At 55.5% G+C, this 24,919-nt stretch carries 16 protein-coding genes and 1 pseudogene; 10 read left to right on the forward strand and 7 right to left on the reverse strand.

All coding sequences use genetic code 11. From position 1 onward, the window contains the following. Positions 1 to 33: 33 nt before the first annotated feature. On the reverse strand, positions 34 to 2,607 hold the full coding sequence (locus FMM01_RS15335) for a family 78 glycoside hydrolase catalytic domain (protein WP_150393106.1): 2,574 nt from the start codon (positions 2,605 to 2,607) through the stop codon (positions 34 to 36). 130 nt (positions 2,608 to 2,737) lie between these two features. On the opposite strand from FMM01_RS15335, the gene FMM01_RS15340 reads away from it, so the two are divergent. Then, entirely contained in the window at positions 2,738 to 3,277 is a 540-nt protein-coding gene (locus FMM01_RS15340; RefSeq protein WP_027828134.1) for a hypothetical protein, read from the forward strand. A gap of 59 nt (positions 3,278 to 3,336) precedes the next feature. After that, positions 3,337 to 3,984, forward strand: coding sequence for a nitroreductase family protein (locus tag FMM01_RS15345; protein WP_150393107.1), 648 nt, complete (start codon positions 3,337 to 3,339; stop codon positions 3,982 to 3,984). A gap of 58 nt (positions 3,985 to 4,042) precedes the next feature. Here FMM01_RS15345 and FMM01_RS15350 read toward each other — a convergent pair whose 3' ends face one another. Beyond that, positions 4,043 to 4,948, reverse strand: a complete 906-nt coding sequence (locus FMM01_RS15350; protein ID WP_190973398.1) for an Rgg/GadR/MutR family transcriptional regulator — start codon at positions 4,946 to 4,948, stop codon at positions 4,043 to 4,045. A 238-nt stretch (positions 4,949 to 5,186) separates the two neighbouring features. Here FMM01_RS15350 and FMM01_RS15355 point away from each other — a divergent pair, with 238 nt between their 5' ends. After that, positions 5,187 to 6,797 carry an ATP-binding cassette domain-containing protein gene (locus FMM01_RS15355; RefSeq protein ID WP_150393109.1) on the forward strand — a complete coding sequence of 537 codons (1,611 nt, stop codon included), beginning with the start codon at positions 5,187 to 5,189 and terminating at the stop codon, positions 6,795 to 6,797. A gap of 176 nt (positions 6,798 to 6,973) precedes the next feature. On the opposite strand, the gene FMM01_RS15360 is transcribed toward FMM01_RS15355, so the two are convergent. Together FMM01_RS15360 and FMM01_RS15365 are read right to left on the reverse strand one after the other, a co-directional pair. Then, positions 6,974 to 7,837, reverse strand: coding sequence for an SAM hydrolase/SAM-dependent halogenase family protein (locus FMM01_RS15360; RefSeq protein WP_027828130.1), 864 nt, complete (start codon positions 7,835 to 7,837; stop codon positions 6,974 to 6,976). Between the two features lie 801 nt (positions 7,838 to 8,638). Beyond that, a complete protein-coding gene (locus FMM01_RS15365; protein WP_150393110.1) occupies positions 8,639 to 9,508 on the reverse strand; it encodes an aldo/keto reductase in 870 nt (289 codons plus the stop codon). 150 nt (positions 9,509 to 9,658) lie between these two features. Between FMM01_RS15365 and FMM01_RS15370 the strand changes: the two genes are divergently transcribed. Further along, complete coding sequence (locus tag FMM01_RS15370) at positions 9,659 to 11,122, forward strand: glycoside hydrolase family 1 protein (RefSeq protein WP_150393111.1); 1,464 nt, start codon at positions 9,659 to 9,661, stop codon at positions 11,120 to 11,122. A gap of 48 nt (positions 11,123 to 11,170) precedes the next feature. On the opposite strand, the gene FMM01_RS15375 is transcribed toward FMM01_RS15370, so the two are convergent. After that, positions 11,171 to 13,999 carry a lectin-like domain-containing protein gene (locus tag FMM01_RS15375; RefSeq protein ID WP_150393112.1) on the reverse strand — a complete coding sequence of 943 codons (2,829 nt, stop codon included), beginning with the start codon at positions 13,997 to 13,999 and terminating at the stop codon, positions 11,171 to 11,173. Between the two features lie 223 nt (positions 14,000 to 14,222). Between FMM01_RS15375 and sstT the strand changes: the two genes are divergently transcribed. Both sstT and FMM01_RS15385 read left to right on the forward strand, forming a co-directional pair. Continuing rightward, on the forward strand, positions 14,223 to 15,476 hold the full coding sequence (gene sstT / locus FMM01_RS15380; RefSeq protein WP_027828128.1) for a serine/threonine transporter SstT: 1,254 nt from the start codon (positions 14,223 to 14,225) through the stop codon (positions 15,474 to 15,476). 93 nt (positions 15,477 to 15,569) lie between these two features. Beyond that, entirely contained in the window at positions 15,570 to 16,964 is a 1,395-nt protein-coding gene (locus tag FMM01_RS15385; RefSeq protein WP_063515719.1) for a hemolysin family protein, read from the forward strand. Positions 16,965 to 16,997: 33 nt separating this feature from the next. On the opposite strand, the gene FMM01_RS15390 is transcribed toward FMM01_RS15385, so the two are convergent. Continuing rightward, on the reverse strand, positions 16,998 to 17,588 hold the full coding sequence (locus FMM01_RS15390) for a lysoplasmalogenase family protein (protein ID WP_150393113.1): 591 nt from the start codon (positions 17,586 to 17,588) through the stop codon (positions 16,998 to 17,000). 134 nt (positions 17,589 to 17,722) lie between these two features. Here FMM01_RS15390 and FMM01_RS15395 point away from each other — a divergent pair, with 134 nt between their 5' ends. Together FMM01_RS15395 and FMM01_RS15400 are read left to right on the forward strand one after the other, a co-directional pair. Then, positions 17,723 to 20,383 carry a glycoside hydrolase family 65 protein gene (locus tag FMM01_RS15395; protein ID WP_150393114.1) on the forward strand — a complete coding sequence of 887 codons (2,661 nt, stop codon included), beginning with the start codon at positions 17,723 to 17,725 and terminating at the stop codon, positions 20,381 to 20,383. Between the two features lie 144 nt (positions 20,384 to 20,527). Continuing rightward, positions 20,528 to 20,794: a hypothetical protein gene (locus FMM01_RS15400; RefSeq protein ID WP_150393115.1), complete on the forward strand. Its 267-nt coding sequence runs from the start codon at positions 20,528 to 20,530 to the stop codon at positions 20,792 to 20,794. Between the two features lie 200 nt (positions 20,795 to 20,994). Here FMM01_RS15400 and FMM01_RS15405 read toward each other — a convergent pair whose 3' ends face one another. After that, positions 20,995 to 21,870, reverse strand: coding sequence for an HAD family hydrolase (locus tag FMM01_RS15405; RefSeq protein WP_150393116.1), 876 nt, complete (start codon positions 21,868 to 21,870; stop codon positions 20,995 to 20,997). Positions 21,871 to 21,983: 113 nt separating this feature from the next. On the opposite strand from FMM01_RS15405, the gene FMM01_RS15410 reads away from it, so the two are divergent. Both FMM01_RS15410 and FMM01_RS15415 read left to right on the forward strand, forming a co-directional pair. Further along, positions 21,984 to 22,718 (forward strand): UTRA domain-containing protein, encoded by a 735-nt coding sequence (locus FMM01_RS15410; RefSeq protein ID WP_027828124.1) that lies wholly within the window; start codon positions 21,984 to 21,986, stop codon positions 22,716 to 22,718. 98 nt (positions 22,719 to 22,816) lie between these two features. Beyond that, positions 22,817 to 24,856: pseudogene (locus tag FMM01_RS15415) on the forward strand (PTS sugar transporter subunit IIABC). The last annotated feature ends 63 nt before the right edge of the window (positions 24,857 to 24,919 follow it).

Here is a 24,919-nt window from a genome sequence, read left to right on the forward strand (position 1 = left end):
CAATTGTGGGTTGTGTTCAGAATAGGTGCTGGCCTAATCCCCGTCAAGGGGCACCGGCCGCAGATAGCTGACGGTGTGGGTCCCGCTGTCGACGGCGATGGGGCCCTTGGGCGTGCGGACGACGGCTTCGGCATTCATCGGCACGGTCAGTGCCAGTACGGCGGTGCGGCCCTCTTCGTGATAGTTGAGCCGGATCAAGCCTTGACTGGACGGCGTGGTGAGCTGGAACGTGGTGCCCGGCGTGACCTGCACCCGGACGCTGAAGCGGTAGCCGCCGGCTTGCAAGGGCATAATACCCGCCAGGCCCTGGACGATCGTCAGCCCTGGCGACGCGCCCCAGGGGTGGGACAGCGTCAGGTTCGGTTTGTGCTGGTTGCTCCAAGCTTCGGGGGTCACGGTTGCCCGCAATGTGTGCAGGATCGCGGCGAAGGTCTTTTGGTCGGCCCGGTCATCTGGATTTGTCAGCAGGTTTTCCGCCAGTGCCCCATACCCGTGGTCGATCAAGCCCCGCAGAATGAAGTAAATGAAGTAAATACTGCCAAAGAATTCGCCGTTGTTGTACACGGTCTTGGCCATCTGGGCGGTCATCGCCGGACTATCGGTCACGTCGTAAGCCAGGGCATACGCGGTGGCGTGTTTGGCGTGGTGGGCAGTAACGGTACCGTCGGCTTGCAGGCTATCGTAGAAGGCCCCAGCGGCGGGATCCCAGAGACGGTCGATCAGAGTTTTCTTCACCAACAGCGCCCGATTCTCGTAGTGGGCCATATCCGTCTGCTCACCCAGCACCGTGGCGATCTTGGCCATGATCCGGTAGGCGCCGGCGTAAATGGCGTTGAAGGCGGTATTGTATGTACCGACCACATAGCCGTCCCGTTCCCGTTCGGGCCAATCGATCAGGCCGGTGCCCCGGACCAGATGCATCGCCGGGTCGTAATTGTCGGTGTTGTTCGGCCCGCGGTGCAGCTTGGCCTTTAAGACCGCGTAGCGCTTCGTCAGCAAGGCGGTATCACCGGTGTACAGATAATCCCACCATACCATTTCCACGTTGAACAGCTTGTAATCCTCCGGCCAGGTGGGGTGGTCCAGCAGATAGTCAATGGAATAGCGGGCCAGGGCGTCATTGCGGGATACGGTGTAGCTGGTCAGGCTGTTGACTAGCAGATCGCCCTCATACGCCCGGCGTTCCCGGGCCTGGGAATCGACGAAAAGATCCTGATTGGTGATGGCGATCGTGTCCCGAGACAGCTTGTAGGCGGCATTGAGCAGCGGGACGTTGCTGTGAAAGCGGCCGTCGTCAGCGGGGAAGGGCTGGGCGATCTGCCAGCCGGCGATGTCCGCGGGCGTCAGCGTACCTTGGAAGCCGCGCAGTTCAACATACCGGAAGTTCTTCATCTGGGCGGTGAGAAAGTGGTTCTTCCCGCTGACCAGATGCCACTGGCTGATATAGTCCGGCCCGGCAGCGAGGTGGTGGCGGACGTGGCCGTCAGCGGTGAGCTGTTCTCCTTGCCAGACCACGACCCGCTGGGCGGCGGGACTGGTCAGCTTGACCGCCAGGCCGCCGATAATTTCCCGGCCCAAGTCAATCAGCCAGTTGCCGGGGGTGATTTCAGCAACCTTGGTATGGTTCTTGATCAGTTGCCGTTCACTGTTTTCCGCGGCGTAGGGCATGATCCGTTCGTCGTCCTGAACCGTACTGGGCCGGGTCACCACGGCCGCCGGCCAGTTGGCAGCCGTGCCGTGCCACCAGTGGCGGGGGTAATGGGCCATGTCGATATTTTCGGCAGGCATGGCAAAATAACCAGTACGCAGCCGGGTGCCATCGTCGCCAAAGGCGGTGGTCCCGTCCAGGCCGGTCCACTCCGGGCCGGTCTGGGCCAGCGTCACGATACTGCCGGCGACGGTATAACCGATGACGGCGAGGTGCACGCTGGGCTGGGGATCCGCCGCGGTGGCCAGCAGGGCCAGCTGATTGTGTTTGACCAGCGCAGCGGTAACGTCGTATGTATTGTAGTGATAGGCACGGGCGCCGCTGCCGTCGATGTTTTCCTGAGGCCGGGCCGGCCCCACTCCCACAGCGTGGCCGTTAAGAAAGAGATCGACGTTTTGGCTGAGCAGACTGTCCGCGCCGCGGCTGGCGAGGCGGATGACGACCTTGGTATAACCGGCCGGATCCAGATCGATCATGGGACTTTGTAAGAAGGCAAAAGCCTGAGTCGCCGGCAGGGTGTCACCGCCAGCCTGGGCCGGCGCGGCCCAAATACCGGGTACGGACCAATGGGGCAGGGCAGTAATGAAATACGCCGGGGTGCTCCAGGAACTCTTTTCTTTCTGGCTGTTCTTGATTCGTACCTGCCACGAATATAATTGGCCGGGCTGCAGCAGCGGTCCCAAGTCCGGCCAGGGCACACCGGCGTTGCGGTGGCCGCGCTGCCAAGCAGTGACGGCGAGTGGTTTGGGTTGACCATTAGCGGCTACCCGCAGCTGATAGGCCGTCTGCCGGTCGTTATCGCGATCGCTGGCGAGCCACCAGCTGAAGCGGGCGTCATCAGTGACATCACTGGGAAAAGATTGTAAATTGACGCGTAAATTTGTTATTTGAATGGCCATGACGAAAACCTCCTGGGTTGTTCACTGTCGATTATACCGAAAATGCGGCCTAATATGTTAGCTGGCACTGGTGTGAAAAAGATGAGAAGTGTATGATAGGTGCAAGTCTTACAGAAAGAAGGTTCACAGGATGGGAAAAATAGTGAAGGGGCTATTCGGCGTATTGGTGGCCGCAATCGTATTGCCATTAGTGGGAATCGTGCTCGCTGCGGTCTTCCTCACGGTGTTAGGCGGGGCGGGCTTAGTTCTGTTATTTGCGCTGGCGGTCGTGGTGCTGGTGCTGATTTGCTTGCCGTTGATTATTCTCGCCGTGGTCTGGGCGCTGAGCCGGCGTACCTATGACGACGTGACGGTGACGATTCATGATGATCAGGGCCGCGCTCGGTATCGGATCCATCTGCCGGTGGTCATCAAGGATTGGCTGCACCGTATTTGGCAGCAGTACCGGGCCAATAAACGGGCCGGCCGCGGCGATGCCCTGAATACGGCGGTGGAAACAGTGCTGATGAACGAACTGAAACCGCAAGTGGCGGCGGCGGTAGCCGCCCAGTATTCCGCCGCGGACGGCGAACGGGTGACCCAGGTCACGGACATGCGGCAGTTTGACTTGGACATCAACGACGGCCGCCGCCACGTCCATGCGGGCCGAAACGTCGACAGTCAGAGCTAATCGGGTTATGATGGGTATGCAGCTTGAATGCGATTACACAAAGAAAAGAGTAGAGCATGATGACTGAATTACCTGTAACGCCCTTAACCAAGAACGATTTTGCCCAGAATATCTTTGGCCGCCGCTCCATTCGCAAGTTTGACAGCGACTTTAAGATCACGCGGGCCGAGATGCAAGAAATTTTGACCCAGGCCGGGCGGGCGCCGTCCTCCATGAATTTACAACCGTGGCGGTTTGTGGTCGTGGACAGCACTGCAGGAAAGACCAAATTACACGATCTCGTGATGACGAATACGCCGCAAAATGACACCGCCAGTGCGATGATCATTGTGTTCGGCGTAGACCATCCCGAACGCGATGACGCCAAGATTTATGACGCAGCCGTGGCTGCAGGGACCATGACCCCCGCCACCCGGGATGAAGAAGTGGCCGAAATTGACGCGTACTACCACACCATGGGCGATCTGGCCCGGGAGAAAACCATCAGTTTGGATGCCGGGCTGGTGACGATGCAGCTGGCCCTCGTGGCCCGGGCCCACGGCTATGACACCTGCATCATCGGCGGCTTCAACAGGGCGGGGGTTAAACAGGCCTTTGCCCCGAACGAGGAGTTGCACCCAGAAATCATTGTGGCCATTGGTAAAGCTGCCGAGAACGGTTATGAAAGTGTCCGGTTGCCGGTGGCGGATACGACGACGTTTGCGTAATTGAAAGACAGCAAGATGCCCTGATCGGTTCAAAAACCGATCAGGGCATCTTTTGCGTTCAATCCTGGTCAAACATGTCCGGCGAGTAGTCGATGCGCTGGCGGGTCAGCTGATACCACTGGTGGCTGAGGGCTTGGGCATACTCATCTTCACCAAGATGGTGCAGTGTCTGAAAGACCCACTGCAGTTCCGACCGGCCCCGGGCCTCCTCGCCGGAAACAAACCAATAGGCCGATTTCAGCGCGTAAAACGCGATTGACGAAGTTAGTGAAGCCTGAATACCGGGATTTTTAGCCAGCAGGCCCAGCATTTCAGTCACCTCTTGAAAATGCCGATCCCGAATCATCAACGCCAAAATATTCAACAGAATTTCCGTGGCCTGTTCCCGGTTGCCGGCGATGGCTTGAAATTTACTGGCCTGGGTGATCAGCGTCTGGGCGATCTGTCGGCGGGTGGCATCGGCCAGGTAAATGAGCATGTAACTGATCACTTGCAGGTGGTAGCTGCGCCATTCTTCTGCGCGAAAGAGATAATCGGCAACATAGTCGATTTGATCCTGGGGCAGTTTCTGCCCGTTCAGGATCGTGTACTTGATCGCCCGGGCGGCAATGGCGTTGACCCGGTCAGTGGGCAGCCGGGTCTGGGTGAAGCAAATTTCGGCCTGACTGATCAGCTTGTCGACGGCCGCGATGTTTTGACGATTATTTGCCACGGCCTCCCGGAGCTGGGCAAAGAACGCTTCGCTCGTGGTCCGGGTATAGCCCAGCGCACGATATTGGAACTCACTAACAGTGATGTTCATCCGTTGCAGCAGCGCCCAGAGTTTTTCAGCAGAAATGGCCGACTGGCCGCGCTCAAATTTTGACAGAAATGATTTGCCCACGATATCCCCCGCTGCTTGGCTGAGGCTTAGATTTTGTTCCAACCGAAATGCTTTGAATGTTGCGCCAAACGATAAAGTCACGGTCATGCCCTCCTTGATTTGAATTGAGTCAATTATAGAGCATTGAGGTATTCCGTGTCATATTTGAAACGCATCATGCTAATTTATATTGATAATCACCGTACTACCAACGCAGTCAGCAGTTTATTTATTTTTCTCCGTGTCATTTAGTACACAGTCCTTGGCCGTCAGGCCCCCCTTGGTACACTCGCTGTATCAGTTAACCAACTTGTACCAAGGAAGAAATGGGGGCTTGATATTGAAACAGTATCTGAATGGGCGCTGGGTCGCCTTGAGCATTTTTCTGGCATTACTCGCTGGGTTTTCCATTCCGTTCAACACGTGGTCGTATTCCGAGTTTTTTGCCTTAATGGGCCGCCGCCAGCCGAACCGGGTCTGGCCGGAAATTTTCGCCATCGCCGGGATCGTGATTCTGTTTGCCCTGATCGAGTACGCTTATCAGCGGGCGCTCAACCGGAACGTGGCGATTTTCAACCAAAAAGTCCGGGAGCACCTATTGACGGCCGACTTCATCCAGACCAACCAGGCCGGGGTGGCTGATCGGCTGTCTTATCTGACCAATGATTTGACGGTGGTGGAAAACAACTACTTACGCCAGATTTTCAACATTATTCGGTCAGTCGTCACGGTCGTGGTCACGCTGGCCTTTGCCCTGCGCAGTAATTTCGGCCTGACCCTGATCTTTATTGCCTTTGCCAGTATTACGCCGTTCACGCCGAAGCTGCTGGCGAAAAAGACGGCGCATCGGGCTCAGCAGTGGAGCGCCCGGGTGGGGCGATATATGACGTTTATGGCGGATGTGCTCAAAAATGCGGACACTGTGCTGCATTATTCGGCCTTAGGCTTCTTTCTGGCAAAAGGCCGGACCATCATCGGCCAATCAGTTACTGCCCAGCGGCGGCGGGACAATACCGTGGCCGCCAGTAATTTAGTGGCCACCGTCGTTGCCTACGTCTGCATGTACCTGCCCATTGGCTTTGGCGTCATGATGGTCGTCCGCGGCCAATTGACGATCGCCGCCTTTGTCGCGGTTCAGTATGCCAGCAACTGGATCGTCAATACCTTCCTCGGCATCGCCCAATCCCGCAACCAGATGAATGCCACCCGGCCGATGCTGGCCAAGCTGGCGGCGTTCAAAGCCCTGCCGGCCAACCTGTTACGGCTTGATCAGCCCACGGATCGGTTGGACCAGTTCACGGCGCTGAACCTGGCGGCGGTGACGTTCGCCTACGCTGATGACGCTGCCCAGCCCATTTTGCAAACGATCAACTTACGGGTGCATCAAGGTGAGAAAGTCCTGTTGACAGGGCCTTCGGGTGCCGGGAAATCGACACTGATCAGCCTCTTGACCGGAATGCGGCAGCCAACGAGCGGCACGGTGCAATTTCAGACCGCCGCGGGTAAAGCGTTTGCCCCAGACCCGACGATGTTTGCCACGGTTTTGCAGGAATCGAATATTTTTAATGACACCCTGCGCTTCAATTTGACCTTGGGCCGCCACTTTTCGTCCGCCGCCATCCAGGCGGCTTTGCAGAAAGCCGGTTTGGCCGCCTATGCTGCCGATCACGGTTTGGATAATCTGATTGCAGAAAGCGGTAATAACCTGTCCGGCGGCGAACGCAAACGGATCGAACTGGCCCGGGCCTTTCTCTACAATCGCCGCTTCCTGGTCGTAGACGAAGGCACCGCCTCGCTGGACCCGGCCACCGCTGCCGCCATTCAGCAGATCCTCTTGACCGCGCCCATGACGGTGGTCGAAATCGACCACCACATCGCACCAGACCTCAGCCGGCGCTTCGACGCGCATTATGCGCTGAACGCTGGGCAATTGACGCGGGTGACGGCCTAGGTTAAAAACACGCGACCCCGCTATTGAAGTGTGAAATGCCCCATATTGGGATTACGTGTTTTAGCGAAACGGATTATAGAACCGGCCCCCCATTGCCATACCGCGGGAGGCCAGCTCCTGCGGTGCCGATCCCAATGGCAACGACGAGGCGGACACTTAACCCATTTTCTATGTGATTAATCTGAAATAATGGCGGGGGCAGCGGGTGCTTTAGCGAAAGTGATGTGCCAATTGACCCCGGTACCGATGCGGTACACGTCGGAGAAAGAATCCTGATTGATGGCCACGCCGATGTTGATCAGGGAATTGACATAGACCAGCGGCTCACCAACACGGACGGTGGCGAAGGTGCGGGTGAAGGGCATTTGGTTCTGATAGCGCAAGTGATCGTGGTGATAAATCGACACCAATACCCGGTCGCCGGTGTGAATGTTCAATTCATGGAAGGCATGGAGCGAAATGTTCGTCCACAGCGAGCCGAAGCGGATGTCCAGGATGTCGATGGTGCCAGAAATCTCGCCGGGCTGCTGGGTGACTTTCCCCAAGGGGAGCCGGACGACGTCGCCCACCGGCAGGGTCGTGCCCAGATCGGCAAAACTGATTTTTTTACTGGCTAACTTGGCGCCGTTGTAAGCATAGATATCCCGGCCATGGAACGTGTGGCTGGCCTGGCTGCCAGGGAGAGCATTTTTTACTTCGTCAATCTGCCGCACGCCCTTCAGACCGATATATGTCGCGACATGGGTCAGGGTGCCATTGTCCGGGGTAATGATGTAGTGGCCGTCATTGGTCTCGGCGGCGATACTGCGCCGATCGCTGCCCACACCGGGGTCCACGACGGAGACGAAGACGGTGCCGGCCGGCCAGTATTTCACGGTTTGGTACAAACGGTAAGAGGCTGCGAAAATATCATAGGGCGGAATTTCGTGGGTCAAATTGTAAATGCCCAAGTGCGGATCGACCTGGAACGCGACGCCGTACATGGCGGCCACGGCCCCATCCACCAAGCCAAAATCTGTTTGCAAGACTAACTTTGCCATGAATGATCACTCCTTTGCTTTCACCATGGTCAAAAAGGGCGCCCTGCCTAAAAAAATTAGACAGGACGCCCTTTTTGGCGCGGTACCACCTGATTTGCTTCAGTCGAAGCCTCTCAATCGCTGGTTAAGGCCCAGCGGGGCCGTGCGGTTGGTCAGAGTCATTCGCCAAGGCTTGCGGCGCGGTTTTCAGCGTCCCCGCAACTCTCTGGACGCAAGGGGACTTAGTTACTGGTTCTGACCCGCACATGTAATTGAGGAAAGTGTATCGAAGAAGACTACGAATGTCAATTAGGTGGACGGTATTTTTGTTCGGGTATTTTCAGAAAACGAGAGATTCCGCTTTGCCTGCCGTGCCAATGCTGCGCAATCTACGGCTGAGGGGGCTGGAACGTGGTGACGGCGCTTTGAGCCCGCTGAGGAGCGCGGTCTCAAAGTCGCCTAACGGCATATAATCTCGCCAAGTGCGGGCGAGATTATTGCCGTTTCCACCACTGAGCCCCCTCAGCCTCCGATTGCTCCGCATTGGCACTGGGTGTGCGTAAACCGTGAAACTGTCCCTCGAAACGGGCCTGGTATCGAGCTTCTCATGGACGGGATGACGTGCTCAGCGTATCTAGTGTCAAGTGCGTAGCAAGCGGAGGCAAAATGGGCTCAGCTGTGGAAACGACACAGCGGCTTGCCGCTGATGTCGTTAGGCGTGTTTAAGACGGCGGTTTTTGCCGGCTTAAACCGCCGTCACAGCGTTCCAGCCCAATTTTGCCGCAGCTTGCGGAGCACTTGGCACGGCAGTCGAGCCCCTTATTATTTGCTCAAATGACTCAATGCATCGAAGTCTTCATCACTCAACTGCACATTTGCCGCGGCGATATTGTCCGCCAAATGGTCCAAGGAACTGGTGCCGGGAATGGGCAGAATGTTCGGGGAACGCTTCAGGAGCCAAGCCAATGCGATTTGGGCTGGCGAGACATTGTATTTCTGGGCAATGCTTTCCAGCGGGCTGTCGCTGCCGGTGAGTTTGCCGGTGTTCAACGGGAACCAGGGGACAAAGGCCATGTGCTGATCTTCGGCGTAGTCGACAAGCGGATCATCATGGTGATCGGCCACGTTGTACATGTTCTCGATGGCGTCGATATGGGCGTACTTTTGGGCTTCCTTGACTTGATCCAGAGTAACTTGGGACAAACCAATGTGCCGAATTTTGCCCTCGTCCTTCATTTTCTGCAATTCACCGACTTGTTCGGCAATTGAATAGTGGGAATCTACGCGGTGCAGGAAGAGCAGATCTTCGTGATCGATGCCCAAAGTCATTAGAGACACTTCAACTTGCTGCCGCAGGTAGTGGGGTGCGCCCAGCGGGACCCAGAGACCGGGGCCTTGACGGGTTTGGCCGACTTTGTCTGAAATGAAGAGCTGGTCGCGATTGGCCGCGCCTTTCAAGCCGGCGGCCAGATACCGATCGGCGTACCACGGACCATAGGAATCAGCGGTGTCGAAGAAATTGACGCCCAAGTCAATGGCCCGGTGAATCACGGCAATAGCGCGGTCCGGGTCTGCGTACGGACCCCAGACCCCCTTGCCTGTGAGCTGCATGGTGCCAAAGCCGAGGCGGTTGACGGTGAACTGATCACTAAACTTGAATTGCCCAGCGTTCTTTGCATTAATGTCTGCCACAGATACCACTTCTTTCTGTATGTACTTACTATCTATAAGTAGTCTAACGCACTGGAACATATTTTGGAAGATGTGACAGAACTGTTGCGGAAGCGTTACCTTTTTCGGTTACAATGGTAGGGTAAGCGATTTAAGAAAGGACGGATTATTTTGGCACAGTTTCCAGAGGGTTTCTTATGGGGCGGCGCGACCGCCGCGAATCAGTATGAAGGGGCATGGAACGTGGACGGCAAAGGGCCGAGCACCGCGGACATGCTGACGGGCGGCGACGTGGATCACCCGCGTCACTTTACGAAAACGATTGAACCGGATACTTACTATCCTTCCCACACGGGCAGCGATTTCTACCATCATTGGGAGGAAGACCTGGAGTACCTGCACCGGATGGGCTTCAAGACGTACCGGTTGTCCATTGCCTGGACCCGGATCTTCCCCAATGGGGATGACGCCCAACCGAATCAGAAGGGCCTGGACTTTTACCGCCAGGTGTTCAAACGCTGTCAGGAATACGGCATTGAGCCGCTGGTGACGTTGTCCCACTACGAGGCGCCCTACCATCTGACCGAAGCTTATGGCGGCTGGCAGGATCGGCGGGTGATCGATTTCTTCGTGAACTATGCCCAGACTGTATTCCGGGAATATAAAGGCTTGGTTCATTATTGGCTGACGTTCAATGAAATCAATATGCTGCAATCCCCGTTCGGGGCATACATGGCCGGGGCGCTGCCGCTGGCTGATGGTGCGCCGCTGACCGCGCCGGTGGGCGTACGCGCCGGCGGCGATCAGCTGCAGGCCCAGTATCAGGCGCTGCACAACCAGTTCGTGGCCAGTGCGAAGGCAGTCCAAATCGGTCATGCCGTGGATCCAGACAACATGATCGGCTGCATGATTGCAGCCGGCGTCGACTATCCACTGACTTCGAAGCCGGAGGATACCTTCAAGGCTGACATGAGCAATAACATGCGCAACTACTTCTGCGGGGATGTCCAAGTCCGGGGCGAATATCCGGCCTTTGCTAAGCGCTTCTTCGATGACAACGATATCCATTTGGATATTACGGATGAAGACCGTCAGGCGATTGCTATGGGTACGGTGGACTTCTACAGTTTCAGCTACTATTCTTCCGGCGTGCAAACGACGACGAATGAGGGCGAGCAGACCGAAAGCAACCAGACGAAGACCAACAAGAATCCTTATCTTAAGTACAACGACTGGGGCTGGGCGATGGATCCGCTGGGCCTGCGCATCACGCTGAACCGGATTTACGGCCGGTATGATATTCCGCTGATGGTAGTCGAAAACGGCTTGGGTGCCTTCGATAAGGTGGAAGCTGACGGCAGTATTAATGATGACTACCGTATCGCCTATCTCCAAGGCCACATCCAGGCCATGGGCGAAGCCATTGCCGACGGCGTTGATTTGATCGGCTACACCACTTGGGGCTGCATTGATTTGGCCTCAGCCGGTACCGGTCAAATGGACAAGCGCTACGGGTTTGTTTACGTGAACCGTAACGACAAGCAGGAGGGCGACTATAGCCGTTCACCGAAGAAGAGCTTCTATTGGTATAAGAAAGTGATCGCCAGCAACGGCACTGACTTAAGCAACGACTAATTAAGATCACCAAAAGGGCACCCCGCGGGGGGCCCTTTTGGTTAGCTATCATAAGCCGTCTTTCACTGTCCAAGTAATCGTGGTTTGATACTTATCCGGCTGGATCGGCTGCTGGGGGATGGCCAGCTGAATACCGGCTGGGTCCCAGCGCAGGCTGCCGGAGCCATAGGCGGCGGCCTGCGCGAGGGTCAACTCGCCGCCATCCGCCGCCAGCGGCAGCCGACCGGTGGCGGCAGTGATCCCGGGATCTCCGAGAATTGGGTTGATACCCGTGACCGTGGGTGTGTTGAAGACCAATTGAGCCCCGGTCACGGCGGCTTTAGTGGCCGCCCCGGTGAGCGGACCGGTGGCTGCGACACTTACTTGCCATGCCCCTGAAGCGGCAGGCAGCCCTTTACCCCGGGGCCGCTGGTCGCGAATCGCCGTTTGAACGGGCGCTTGCAGCGGTAAATTAAGATCGGTTTGCCCCGCGGTCGCCGCACTTTGCTGACCAAAATCCAGATCCGGAATGGTCAGTGCGAGGAAATGGGTGCTGTTTGGTCGGTAAATATAGGCGATTGTTTGGGGCACCGCTCCCTTGGTGACGGTCGTGGGCAGAGTGTAATAAAAGTTGGCCGGAGTATCCTTAGCTTGATGCCAAATACTGGGCTGACCGAAGGCACCATATTCGTAATAGCCGATGTAGTCATACCCCGGCAAAGGTAATGGCCGCGGTGCATTAGCAATCGTCTCCCCCGCCAAACCAGTGAAAGTTCCCGGTGTTGTGCCAGAAATATCTTGCACAGGGAGCCCCGCCTTAATGGGGTCCACACTGGTGCTTGTCGTATCGGCGATATCCCAATAATGGAAGGTCGCCGTGGCGCTAAGCGGCCGGCTGCCGAATTGCGGGACGAAGTTGCCGGGATCCAGATCGGTGGCATTGAAATCCGGGTCGGGGGCAAAGCGCAGCGGCGGATTAGCCTGGGGCGCGTCCAAGGTTTTGAAATCATAGAAATAAGAACTATCCGTCCGCGGCCCGGCCGTTGCTGCCGTGAGAACCGTTTGCCGGGCCAGATTCAAGGGTGATTGGTCATAAAGATAACCGTGCAGCGCTAAATTGAGCCCGTTGCCGGCGGGCAGCTTATCGGGGTAAAGGACCGCTGGTACTTGGCCAATATAGGTGAGCGGAAAAGTGACGGTACCGGTGCTGCCGCGGCTGATGGTGGGAAATTGCACCTGCAGCTGCTGGCCCGATTGGTTGCTGGTCGCCTTGTTTACGCTTTGTAATAATGCCGGCACAGTGATGAGGGCAAACGGCTTGACCCATTCCGTCGGCCCATTCGCTGGATTAGTCAATTGAGCGGTGACGTACACCGTCTTCTTGGGCTGCAGCGTAAACGGTGCTGCTGTGCCTGGGTGCTCTGACTGGTCACTAAAACTGAATACGGGGGTCGGAGCCGGGTCCATGCTTCGATAAACATAAGTAACGACAGTCAGCGGCGGCTGGGCCGAAGGGGTTGGGTAGTAATACCATTTATTACTGTTCGGTCCATCTCCACGGTAATTACTGGCCGGGACCCGTTGCGTGACCGGCTGGCCATTGACGTAATAAGTAAGCAAAATGTGGGACAGGACGCCCTTGAACTGACCATTGGCCGCGGACGGTACCGTATGAATTGGGGCAGCGGAGTAAGCCGTGCCGGTTGAGACGATCGTTGTCACTGGCGGGGCCAGTGCGGTGCCGTTGGCGGTTGCTTGCCGGACGATCAACGTCGGACTTTCCGGCGTGAAGTAGCCGCTTAGCCGCTGAATATTTTGCGTCGCCGCCCACTGCCCAGTGGACCCGAGAATGCTGAAGGCGTAGTAGCGGTATTTGTCCCCAGGGGTATGAATTAAGGCCTGTTCTTGGGCGGTTAAGGTACGGGTCCAAGTGAGCTGACGGGCAGTATCGGCGGGGTCAGCTAGGCTGACCTGCAATTGGTGGCTGGCGGCGGTATACACGATCGTCAGCGCCGCCCATTGGCCGCTGACCAGGTTCACCGCGTTGCGAGTCTGACCAGTCAATGGTACTTGTTCCGGCTGGCCGCCGCTCACTGGATCGGGGGCGGCGGCCGGATAGGTCATGTATCCCGTAGCGTCGGTTTGGGTGAATACGCCAAATGGGCCCCATTGGCCTTTGTTTGGGTCCACCTTGGCTAAGGCGGGCACCAACTGACCGGCGATAATGTCGTCTGGAGCAGCGTAAGCGTCGCCTTTGTGGAGTGCACTGCCAAAGCCGGTGTTCGCCACTGGCCCGGTCGGACGGGCACTGTTGTAAAAAGAATCCAGTTTGAAGCCGAACGCGTTCATCAGATCCGCCGTTCCTAAGTTGCCTCCGGTCCGGCCGTACGCCGTCATATCCTGTTTGCCGGGTTGGTCGGCGCCGCTGTTGGCGGCATAAATAGGATGCAGGGCAAAGCCGATGCCGTCCGCCATAGCGATCGCGCCGGCCCCCTTTTGCATCTGCACCTGCCACGAAAAGGAAAAATCATGGGACATGTCGATACGGGTGTTCAAGGTGACCACGCCGGTTTCGTACTGGTTAATGACATCGTTGGTCAAGCTGATTTTGCTCCAGCGGCCGGCGTCGTCGGTTTTCACCGTGGCGAAACCTTGGGGCGTAAAGAAATCCTGGGTTTGCTCGGCGCCAATATAGATCCGTGTCGAGTCCGGATTGCTGCCGGGCAGTGCGAGTTGACTCAGCGGCAATAGTGATGATGACACAGGAATATCTGCGGCCGCCCGGGCTTGGCCGACCATCCAAAAGGTGGGAATTAAGAGTAGTCCAATTCCCACAAAGAAACACAAAATCAGCAGAATACAGCGACCTAATTGCGGTGCAATGTAAAAAAATCCCATTGGTGATCCCCCTCCACAAAGCTGTTTTCACCCCAATAGTGACAATTGATCGATCCCCTAATCGGCACTCGCTCAATTTCCGATATACCGGCATACCAATATCCGGATGCTGAGTATTTTAGCATCCGGCGATTATCCTGAGAAGAAATATGCTTTCGACTATCGCGTTACGCAGAAATACGTTAGAATGTGAGGATATACAAATTTTGGAGGAGGGCGCATCATGTTCAAACGGTATCGTTCGATTTCTCTCATTATTCGCATTCTTATTGGGATCGTCATTGGCACGACCTTGGCGCTCATCGTGCCGCAGTGGTCGTTTATCAGCATTTTGGGCGACCTGTTTGTGGGGGCACTGAAGGCCATCGCTCCGCTCATGGTCTTTTTTATTATCATGTCGGCACTGGCCCAATATGAGACGGGCAGTAAGAATCACTTCAGCACTGTCATTGTCTTGTACATGGCGGCTACGTTCATCGCAGCCTTGACCGCCGTGGCCGTGTCCTACATATTCCCAGTATCGATTGTTTTCCCTAAGGGGACGCACGTGACTAACGCGATTCCCAAGGGACTAGGACCGATCATTCAAAACTTATTGACCAACGCCGTTAGTAATCCTTTGAAGGCGATCACGGATGCCAATTATCTCGCCATTCTTTTCTGGTCCTTGTTGTTCGGCGTGACGATCCGCAAGACTGGGCCTACGATTCGCCACAGTGTGCAGGAAATTGCTAATACGATTTCTTCCGTCGCGCAATTCATCATTGAATTTGCCCCGTTTGGGATCGTCGGCTTGGTCTTCAACGCCGTTTCCCAAACCGGATTGGCTGGGGTGGTCCGTTACGGCCAATTGGTGGTTCTGCTGGTCGGTACGATGGCCTTCGTTTATTTAGTGGTTTATGCCGGGATGGCCTGGATCATGACTGGGCAGAATCCCTATCCGCTGATTTTTTGGACCCTGAAGGTCAGCGGCATTCCAGCTTTCTTCACCCGTTCGTCAGCGGTGAATATTCCGATTAACATGCAAGCCAGTGCCGATCTCGGTCTGGACGAAAGTTCCTATGGCGTATCCATTCCCCTGGGCGGCTCGGCCAACAGCGGCGGGGCGGCTGTCACCATTACGGTCATGACGCTGGCGGCAACCCACACGCTGGGTATTTCGGTATCCTTCCCGTTGGCTTTTATTCTCTGCCTGCTGACGGCGATCTCAGCCACGGGGGCGTCTGGGATCGCCGGGGGATCCCTGCTGCTGATCCCGATGGCCGCCAGTCTGTTCGGCATCAGCAACGATATTGCCATCCAAGTCGTGGGGGTCGGCTTCATTATCGGTGTGATCCAAGATGCCGTGGAAACGGCTGTCAATTCGGCTAGTGATCTGCTGTTTACGGCTGTGGCCGAATACCATGACGAGAAGAAAGCCGGCCGGCCGGTGGATATTGCCGCGGCCGTCAAGGCGGCCAATGCCCGGCGCCACTAACCCCGGTACAAAATGGGCGGCCAGCCTTTAATGAAGGGGTTTCTGTGCTAGAATTAAGGCAGTATAGGTAGTTGATTATTGGAGGAATGACTTGTGGCCAGTGGCCAGTTAGCTCAGAATTTACTCATCATTTTGGTGACGTTCATTGCGGCGTTCTTCTTCGTTGCCGCGGAGTTCGCGTTGGTCCAGACCCGGCCCAGTCAGCTGGAAGACGCGATCAAAAAAGGACAGGGCAACGTCAAGAAATTGAAGCGCGGCCTGCATATGGTTCAGAATTTAAACGAATACTTATCGACCACGCAAGTGGGGACCTCGGTTACCGGCATCCTGTTAGGCTGGATCGGGGAAGGTACCTTGGAAGCAATTTTGATCACCTTCTTCGGTTGGACCCACCTCACCAATGGGCATACCACCCAAATTCTGGGGGCGATCGTTGGGGTGCTGGTGCTGACGTACCTGGAAGTTGTCTTGACCGAAATTGTTCCGAAAAACATCAGTATTGATATGCCTCTGAAGATGCTCATGCGCCTGGTAACGCCGCTGCACATCTTCCATACGATTGCTTATCCGTTTGTGTGGCTGCTGAATACGTCGGCCATCGGCATCGTGAAACTGATGGGGATGGCGCCGGCGGATGAGGAAAATCAGGTCTTTTCGCAATCGGAAATTCTTCGGTTGTCCCAGTCGGCGGTACTCAGCGGGCAAATGGATCAAAACGATGTGTTGTACATGCGCCGAGCGTTCGAGCTGAACGACAAGGTCGCCAAGGACATCATGGTTGATCGGACCAGTCTGACGGTCATTGATGTCACCAGCACGGTCAAGGAAGCATTGCGGGCGTATTTAGAAGAAGGCTATTCCCGCTTTCCGGTGGTGGCCGACAACGATAAGGATAAGATCCTCGGCTATATTTACATTTACGACATTATTCGTCAGGATCAGGTGGACGGTGATTTGCCGCTGTCTCGGATTTTACGGTCAATCATCAGTGTGCCGGAATCCATGCCGATCCATGACATTTTAATGCAAATGATTCAGAAGCAGACCCCTATCGTGGTTGTTGTCGACGAATACGGCGGCACCAGCGGAATTGTCACGGACAAAGATATTTATGAGGAACTGTTCGGTACCGTGAAGGATGAAATCGACGATGTGTCGGACGAATACATCATCAAGCAAGCCGATGGTACTTACCGGGTCAGTGGGAAGACCACGCTGTATGATTTTGAACGGTACTTCCGAACCGATGTGCCGGAATTCAAGAGTTCCGATGTGATCACGGTGGCCGGTTATATCATCGACCATCATCCGAATTTGGAATTGAACCAGCAAATTACGATCGATCACTTCACCTTCACGGTCGCTGATATTGAACACGGCTTCGTGAACTGGTTTACCGTGACGCCGGGGAAGAAACCGGACGCGGAGTCTGAGGCGGCGACGGAGCATCCTGAAGCGGCGCCGGAGGATAAAAAGGATAATCAATAAGTTTTTAAGGCGGTCACTGGCGAGCGGCCGCTTTTAGTTTGCACTCAAAGTGAGCAGGGTTAATGCCGGCCAGTAAAACAGCCACGACCAGGCTGGGTCAATCCGACCGGTCTGGCCTAGGGCGACAATGATATCGCAGGCTGCAAATGCGGTAATGCCGGCACGGGCGAGCCAAGTAGCGCGGCTTGTCGGCAACCGGCGGCGCCACGTACCGGCGGTATCCAGCAGCAGCATGGCCGTGTAAAAAATAGCTGCGGGCAGCAGCCAGCCCAAAGCGCCAGTAATCAAAGCGGCGCTGGCCAGTGTTGTCGGTCCGGGCAGCGCCGTGTTGAAGCGCCGCAAATAGCACCAGTGCACCCAGGCAAACAGGCCTACCGCCAGCGGCACCCACTGACTGGCCGGCGCAAAAAGCAGTACCGCGTCGGTGATCAGGGACAACACTAAGCCAGCAGTCAGCCAGCGCTGGTCCGGCCGGTGCTGATGGGCCCACAACCAGCCGCTCAGCCCGGCGGCGAGCACGACACAGGCATAGCGGGTCAGGTTGGCAGCCGGGCCGCCGAATGAAAAGTAACCGAATAATGCCGTCATGACGATCAGCCAAATCTTGATCTGCTTACTGCCCATTACCGTCCCGCCGCCTTTCTCCCTTGCATTATACCGCGCCGGCCAGTTGCGGCGCCGGGGGGCATGCCTTAAGATTGAGCTGGATACGTTTGTCTATGCGTCACTAAGAATGTAATTGGGAAAGGTGTTTTTCTATGGCAACTATTTCGTTAACAGTCCAGCCTAACGCGCTGCTGCTGCAAAGTACCCGTGGTGAAAAGAGCGTGCCCTTCAGCGGCGATCAGGAACTGACGGCCATTGGCCAGCGATTGAACCAAGAGCTGACTGATATGGGCGCTACGGAATTGAAATTGGCGACCCCCAGTGCGTCGCGCTTCAGTGCCACAGTGGTGGACCTCGCCGGTCGGCGGGTCGATCTGGCCACGCTGGTCACGGATCGGACGAATATTCCGGTGTACGGTAAAGAGAGTGGGGTGACCAGCGCAGCGGAGGCCGTTGACCTGGCCAGCCGCCATCTGACTTATTATGGGGTCTACGGCGGTAAAAAGAATTACGGCCAAGAGGCCCTGCTGACCTTGGGCAACGGCTTCTTCGGCCTGCGCGGGGCTTACTTAAGCGTTGACGCCAGCGACGATAATTACCCTGGTTTCTATGCGGCGGGGCTGTTCAATCAGCTGACTACGCCAGTGGCGGGGCACGATGTCGTCAATGAAGACTTGGTCAATCTGCCCAACGCCCAATTTCTGCAAGTCAGCGTGGACGGCACGCCGATCGATCCGCAGCACGCTAAAATCGTTGATGCCTATCGGGACTTGGATATGCAAAACGGCCGCTTGACCTTGGCAACGGTGATTGCTTTAGCGCCGGATAAGCACGTGGTCGTGCGGGCAGAAAAAGTCGTCGACATGAAGGAATGGCACCACTACGCTGTACGTATGACCATCACCCCGTTGGATTTCGGCGGGACGATCACGGTAACCAGCAAACTGGACGGCAGTGTTGAGAACAGCAACGTAGAACGCTACCGGGCCTTCAATTCCCGGCACTTCGACGTGCAAAAATTGGCGGCCCAGGGCGCCACGGCAACTTTGCGGGCGGAGACCAAGAATTCTCACGTGGCGTTCGTTATTGCAACTAAGCTCGCCGGCGCCGAGGACTGGGCCGGCACGGCCCAGGACGATGTCGTTGAACAAACGGCAGCCAAAGAGTTGGCCAGCGGCCAATCCTGGACAGTGACGAAGGATGTCGTGCTGTTCACCAGTCTGGAAAGTGCCGATTTGGATGCCCAAGCAGCGGCTTTGCTGCCGGTGGTTTCCTACGATACGGCCCGGGACAACGCCGCCACGGTCTGGCGCAAGATTTGGCAGACGTCTGACATCGAGATTGAAGGGGATGTGACCAGTCAGAAACTGGCCCGCTTAAACATTTTCCACGCTTACGTCTCCGCTTCGCCCATTGCCAATCCGCATCTGGATGCCTCCGTCGGCGCCCGCGGCCTGCACGGCGAAGCTTACCGGGGCCACGTGTTCTGGGATGAGTTATTCAATATTCCGTTTTATACCCAGCATTATCCGGACTTGGCTAAGAGTCTGTTGAAATACCGCTACCGGCGTTTGCCGGCGGCCCGCCAGTACGCGGCCAGCGAGGGCCATGAAGGGGCCATGTTCCCTTGGCAGTCGGCAATGTACGGCGATGAACAGTCTCAGTTCGTGCACTTGAACCCAATTACCAACCAGTGGGATCCGGACAATTCCCGCCGTCAGCGCCATGTCTCGTTGGCTGTGGCCTACAACGTTTGGTACTACTACCACAACACCCAGGACGTGGTCTTCATGAAGGACTACGGGCTGGAGATGCTGCTGTCCATTGCCAAATTCTGGCTGAGTATGGCCCAGTATAATGAAAAGACCGGCCGATACGATATTGCCGGCGTCATGGGACCCGATGAATTCCATGAGGGGTATCCCGGTGAAGACAAGGGCGTGACCAATAATACGTACACGAATATTATGGTTGTTTGGCTGTTTGCCCAGTTGCAGAAATTCCAAGATATTCTGCCAGCCGATCTATGGGCCAATAGTGCGAAAAAGGCCGAGTTTGCCGATAGTGACTGGCAGCAGCTGAACAAAGTCGAAACAAAACTGGCGCTGGAAATTTCCCAGGAGGGCATCATTTCCCAATATCAGGGCTACTTCAAACTGGCCACGATCGACTTAGACGCATATCGTCAGAAATATGGCAATATCTCCCGGATGGACCGGATTCTGAAAGCCGAGGGCAAGTCGCCGGATGCGTATCAAGTGGCGAAACAAGCCGATGCCTTAATGGCCTTTTGGAACCTGACGCCCGCCACAGTGGTCAACGTCTTCAGCGATCTGGGTTACGACTTGCCGCCGGACTTCATGGCGAAGAACTTGAAGTTCTGGCTCGCTCGGACGACCCATGGCTCGACTTTGTCTCGGGTGGTTTACAGTGAATTGGCGGCCCAGGATCATAATGCAGCCTTGTCTTGGCAATTATTCTCAGAGGCCCTGTCCTCGGATTACTACGACATCCAGGGCGGTACGACGGCCGAAGGAATCCATCTCGGTGTGATGGGGGCCACGGAAACGATTATTCAGCGGGACTACGCCGGGGTCGATGACCGCGGCGATGTTCTGACGATTACGCCGCATTTGCCAGCCCACTGGCAGTCGCTCCACTTCAAGCGGCTGTACAAGGGTGCTCAGCTAGACTTCGTCATTACTCCTGAGGCGGTGACAGTTACCGCCGACCGGGCACTAACGATCCAAGTTCAGGGTCAGCCGGTCCAGGTGCCTGCGACAGAAGCAACGACGGTGAAGTTAACGAAGTAATTAGGCAATAAGAAGCGCCGCGACAGTGTTCTGCTTTGACAGAACGGGTTGCGGCGTTTTTGTTGTTTTTTAGATTGGTCTATGGAAAAATAAGGATATGCTGGTCATGATTTCGTGTTGATCAGAAAGGACGGGTGACTGGCCATGAAACGCTTAGGTATTGACGGTGCGGCCACGATTCGGCGGGTAGCGCTGGGGGTCAGCAGTCGAATGGTTTTCGTCGTTTTTATGTTGGGGACGGCACTGCTGACTTATAGCGACGACAGTGTGGCAGAGATGGACCGGCTGGTCAGCTATCTGGTATACGGGGCGGCGGTGATCGGTGTCGCGGCGGCGGAGACTGCACGGCGATTAGTAGGAAGGGACTGGGACAAAACTCCGATTTCAAACGTACCGAGTGCCAATGCGTAGCAACCGGAGGCAAAATGGGCTCAGTGGTGGAAACCACACGACGGCTTTGCCGTCGATGTGGTTAGGCGACTTTGAGACCGCGGCTTTTGCGGGCTCAAAGCGCCGTCACCACGTTCCAGCCCAATTTTGCCGGAGGTTGCGGAGCATTGGCACGGCGCGTCAGACGGGGTTTTGTCCCAGTCCCTCAATAACGGAACCGCCTAGTCAATCGTCGTTTGATACGTCTCTTCCAAATACCGCTGAATATAACGCAGCACCGCATCCTGGTTATTGGTCTCTTCTAAAACCACATCCGCCGCGCTTTTCACCGGGGCAATGGCATTTTGCACCGCCACGCCGCACCCGGCATGGCGCAGCATTTCTAAATCGTTGCCGTTGTCGCCAAAGGCCATCACGTCCACCGGCATCAGCTGGCGGGCTTCTTCCAGTTTCATCAGGCCAGTAGCTTTACTGATGTGTTTAGCAATGACGTCGATCCCGCCTCGGCCGGAACTGGTCCCCCGCACGCCGGGAAAGGCATGGTTGATCCGGTCGAGCTGCTGATTGATATCCTGGCCGCGCCAAGACAGGGCTATTTTATAGATTGGTGTATTCGCCGCCACGGCGCGCAGATTCGGCGGAACGACCAGACTGTCGTAATAGAATTTTGCCATCGTCACGTCTTCGGGGGCAACCCGGTTCATGTAGGCATGGTCCCGCCCGGACAGAATGATTTGCGCCCCGGCAAAAATGGGATCGCTGGTCAGGGCCGCCAGTAACTGATCGATCGTGGTCTTGGGCAGCAGACTTTCGTAAATGATCTGGCCCCGAGCCACGACTACCGCACCATTTTCGGCGACATAATCAATTTTGTCATGAAGATCGGCGAACGTGGTTTGCAGGTGCTGATACTGGTTGCCGCTGGCGGCGGCAAAGAACATATCCCGCGGGGTCATGAACGCAATCAGTCGGCGTAGCAGAGCTATATCAAAAGTCTTTTTATCCGTGAGCAGAGTACCGTCCATATCGGCGGCAAACAGGCGATAAGTCATCAGTTTTTGCAGCACCTTTCCTTGTGCAGAATTTTCCAGACCCATTATACCAAGTTTCTCAGTGTTTCGTTTGACAGCTTGTCTAGACAAGTGCTAACATAATGGTGTCAAATAAAGTAAGCGTTTTAGACAGCCGTATTCACCAAGTGAGGAAAACCATGAATGATAATAAATACGAACTGATCTATCGCGATTTGGCAAACAAGATTGCCACGGGAATTTTCGCCGTGGGCAATTATCTGCCCAGCGAGAATGATCTGCGGCGGCAATATGCAGTCTCCCGGGAGACAATTCGCAAGGCCTTGCTGGCCCTGCGCAATGAAGGCAAGATTCAAAAGATTCACGGCAAAGGTTCTGTGGTATTGGGCACGCGCCCGGCCCTCACGTCGCCGGAATTGAAAGGGTTTACTGAAATTGCGGCGAGTTTGGATGATCCGACCAATAGTCGGCTGGTCCAAAATGACAGCGTGTACGTAGACCCGGAGCGGTTCTTCGGGCGAGAAGAGACGATCGTGCGCGCCAATGCGCCAGGCGCTCAGCCTGCTGTATTGATTGGCCGCCTGCGGGAGGTGCGGCATCAGCCGGTGTCGCTTGATCGCGATTACGTTTTAACAGATATCGTGCCGACCCTGCCGGACGATCCAGCAGAGACCTCGCTGTACGCCCACGTTGAAGAAACGGTAGCGCCCATCAGTTACGCCGAACGGGAAATCACCATGACCCAGGCCGATTGGGACGACCATCAATTTCTGGAAGTTCAACTCGGTACCAGTGTCGTGGTGATCCGGCAAAAGGTCTACTTAACGGATACCCGTCTGGCCCTTTTGTCTGAATCACGTTTGGATCCGCGCCAGTTTCACTACCGGGAGTTTGTCCGCCGTCATCTGACCTAGTTCCGGTGGGATGTTGTATGATGGAGATGTCAACATAGAAAGGGATGAACAGTATGTTCAAAAAGTTATTTGGCCGTCATAAGGAGGCCGACAATCGGATGTATTCGCCGGTGACTGGTACGGTGATTCCGCTGAAGAATGTATCTGATCCGGTATTTTCCAGCGGCGTAATGGGTGAAGGCTTCGGCGTCACCCCCAGTGATGGCAATATTCTTTCACCGGTCACAGGGACAGTAACGATGGTGGCCAACACCAAGCATGCCCTCGGTTTCACGATGGATAACGGGCTTGAGGTTTTGATCCATATGGGCGTTGATACCGTGGACTTGAAGGGCAAACCTTTCACCATCTCCGTCAAGCCCCAAGACAAGGTCAGCGGCGGACAAGAAATTGCCACCATGGACTTGGACCAGATCAAGGCCGCCGGACTCGACAACGTTATCATTGTGGTGATCACCAACAGTAAAGACAAGCTGGCCAAGCTGGATGTCGAAACGGGCGACCACCGCGCTGGCGATTTTGTCGGCACCACGGAAGTTAAGAGTTAGTCAATTATTACACAGTATCATTGGTTTCAAAAGTAAAACAAGGGGGATATTGTTATGGCGGATAAAGACTACACAGATTTAGCCACCGACATTATCAAGGACATCGGCGGGAAACAGAACGTCGATAGTCTGATTCACTGTATCACCCGTCTGCGGTTCTATCTGAAGAAGGATCCTTCCGATGAAGAGACCGCCAAGATCAAGGCCTTGGATGGCGTCATTGACGTCCGCAAGGCTCAAGGGCAGTATCAAGTCGTCATTGGCCCAGCGGTCACTGACGTGTATAACGCAGTCATCGCCCAACTGGGTAATGAATACGCGGATCCGGAAGCCACGGCGCAAGCGGTGGCGGAGACTTCCGCTGCGGCGGGAGCGGCCGCAGCGACGAAGCCGGATCGGAATTTGTGGCAAATGATTGTTGATGGGTTCAATAACTTGATTGGTGTCATCACCGGGGCCATGAGCCCAGTCATTGGCGTCATTGCCGCTTCTGGTATTATTAAAGGGTTGATGGCATTCTTCACATTGCCTTGGTTTAACGGATTGTGGAAGATCTTTGGCCTAACTAGTAAGACAGTTGTTACCACGTTGCCCTATACATTGATAGCGGACATGGCCAACGCCGGGTTTTACTTCCTGCCAGTATTAGTTGGTTATTCAGCAGCCCGCCGATTGGGCGGTGACGTGATCACAGCTGCTACGATTGGTGCTTTTTTAACCTTGCCGGACATGGTTGCTTATGGGGCTAAGTTCACGCAAATGTTTGCCATTGGCGGCTGGAAATTCCAACTGGTTAACTACACTTATTCCATCTTCCCGATGATTTTAGCCGCTTACATGGCTAAGAAACTGGAAGACTGGCTGCATAAGGTCTTACCCAATTACTTGCACATGATCTTCATACCGTTGATTACGATTCTCGCTGTCGGCACTGTGACAATTGTTGTTACTGGGCCGATTATCCAAGGTATCGCCAATGGGATCGGTTCCTTCGTTAACTGGTTGGTGAGTGCATCTGGTGCCATTGGCGGCTTAGTCATTGGCGGCTTCTACCAGATTCTAGTCATCTTCGGCCTGCATTGGGGGGTTGTTCCGCTGGTCACCCAGCAAATTACCAACCAAGGTGCTTCACCGTTGAACGCTATTATTTCGTCCACCATGGTTGCCCAAGGGGCCGCTGTTCTGGCCGTTGCCTTAAAGAGTAAGAAAGCCAACCTGAAGGAAATTGGTTTTGCCGCGACGATCTCCGCATTCTGTGGGGTCACTGAGCCCGCCATTTATGGTGTTAACCTGCGGTACCGGAAAGTCTTCATTTCCGGCTTAGCTGGGTCCGCCGTTGGTGGTTTCATTACCGGCTTAATGGGCGGCAATATGTACGGCTTTACTGGCGCACTCATTGGCTTCCCGTCATTCTTCGATCCGAAGAATCCTGGTAATCTGACGAGTTTCTACGCCTTCCTGTTATCCAGTGCGGCCGCGATCATCGTTTCGATGCTCGTTACCTGGTTCTGGGGCTACACCGACGAAGATGTTGCCGGTGCTGGTATGGCTAAGCCGAAGAAGCCTGGTCAGGCGAGTGCTGCAAAGTGATTTGTGAGTATTAAAAAAGTTTCGCACCGTTTGCGCGATGCGAAACTTTTTTTGTGGTCCTGT

This window comes from Schleiferilactobacillus harbinensis (genome assembly GCF_008694105.1).
Lineage (GTDB): Bacteria > Bacillota > Bacilli > Lactobacillales > Lactobacillaceae > Schleiferilactobacillus > Schleiferilactobacillus harbinensis.

Excerpts from the sequence above, each read along its gene's own strand:
- FMM01_RS15335 (WP_150393106.1), bottom strand. The coding sequence starts at position 2,607 with ATGGCCATTCAAATAACAAATTTACGCGTCAATTTACAATCTTTTCCC.
- FMM01_RS15340 (WP_027828134.1), top strand. The coding sequence starts at position 2,738 with ATGGGAAAAATAGTGAAGGGGCTATTCGGCGTATTGGTGGCCGCAATC.
- FMM01_RS15345 (WP_150393107.1), top strand. The coding sequence starts at position 3,337 with ATGACTGAATTACCTGTAACGCCCTTAACCAAGAACGATTTTGCCCAG.
- FMM01_RS15360 (WP_027828130.1), bottom strand. The coding sequence starts at position 7,837 with ATGGCAAAGTTAGTCTTGCAAACAGATTTTGGCTTGGTGGATGGGGCC.
- FMM01_RS15375 (WP_150393112.1), bottom strand. The coding sequence starts at position 13,999 with ATGGGATTTTTTTACATTGCACCGCAATTAGGTCGCTGTATTCTGCTG.
- sstT (WP_027828128.1), top strand. The coding sequence starts at position 14,223 with ATGTTCAAACGGTATCGTTCGATTTCTCTCATTATTCGCATTCTTATT.
- FMM01_RS15390 (WP_150393113.1), bottom strand. The coding sequence starts at position 17,588 with ATGGGCAGTAAGCAGATCAAGATTTGGCTGATCGTCATGACGGCATTA.
- FMM01_RS15395 (WP_150393114.1), top strand. The coding sequence starts at position 17,723 with ATGGCAACTATTTCGTTAACAGTCCAGCCTAACGCGCTGCTGCTGCAA.
- FMM01_RS15400 (WP_150393115.1), top strand. The coding sequence starts at position 20,528 with ATGAAACGCTTAGGTATTGACGGTGCGGCCACGATTCGGCGGGTAGCG.
- FMM01_RS15405 (WP_150393116.1), bottom strand. The coding sequence starts at position 21,870 with ATGGGTCTGGAAAATTCTGCACAAGGAAAGGTGCTGCAAAAACTGATG.
- FMM01_RS15410 (WP_027828124.1), top strand. The coding sequence starts at position 21,984 with ATGAATGATAATAAATACGAACTGATCTATCGCGATTTGGCAAACAAG.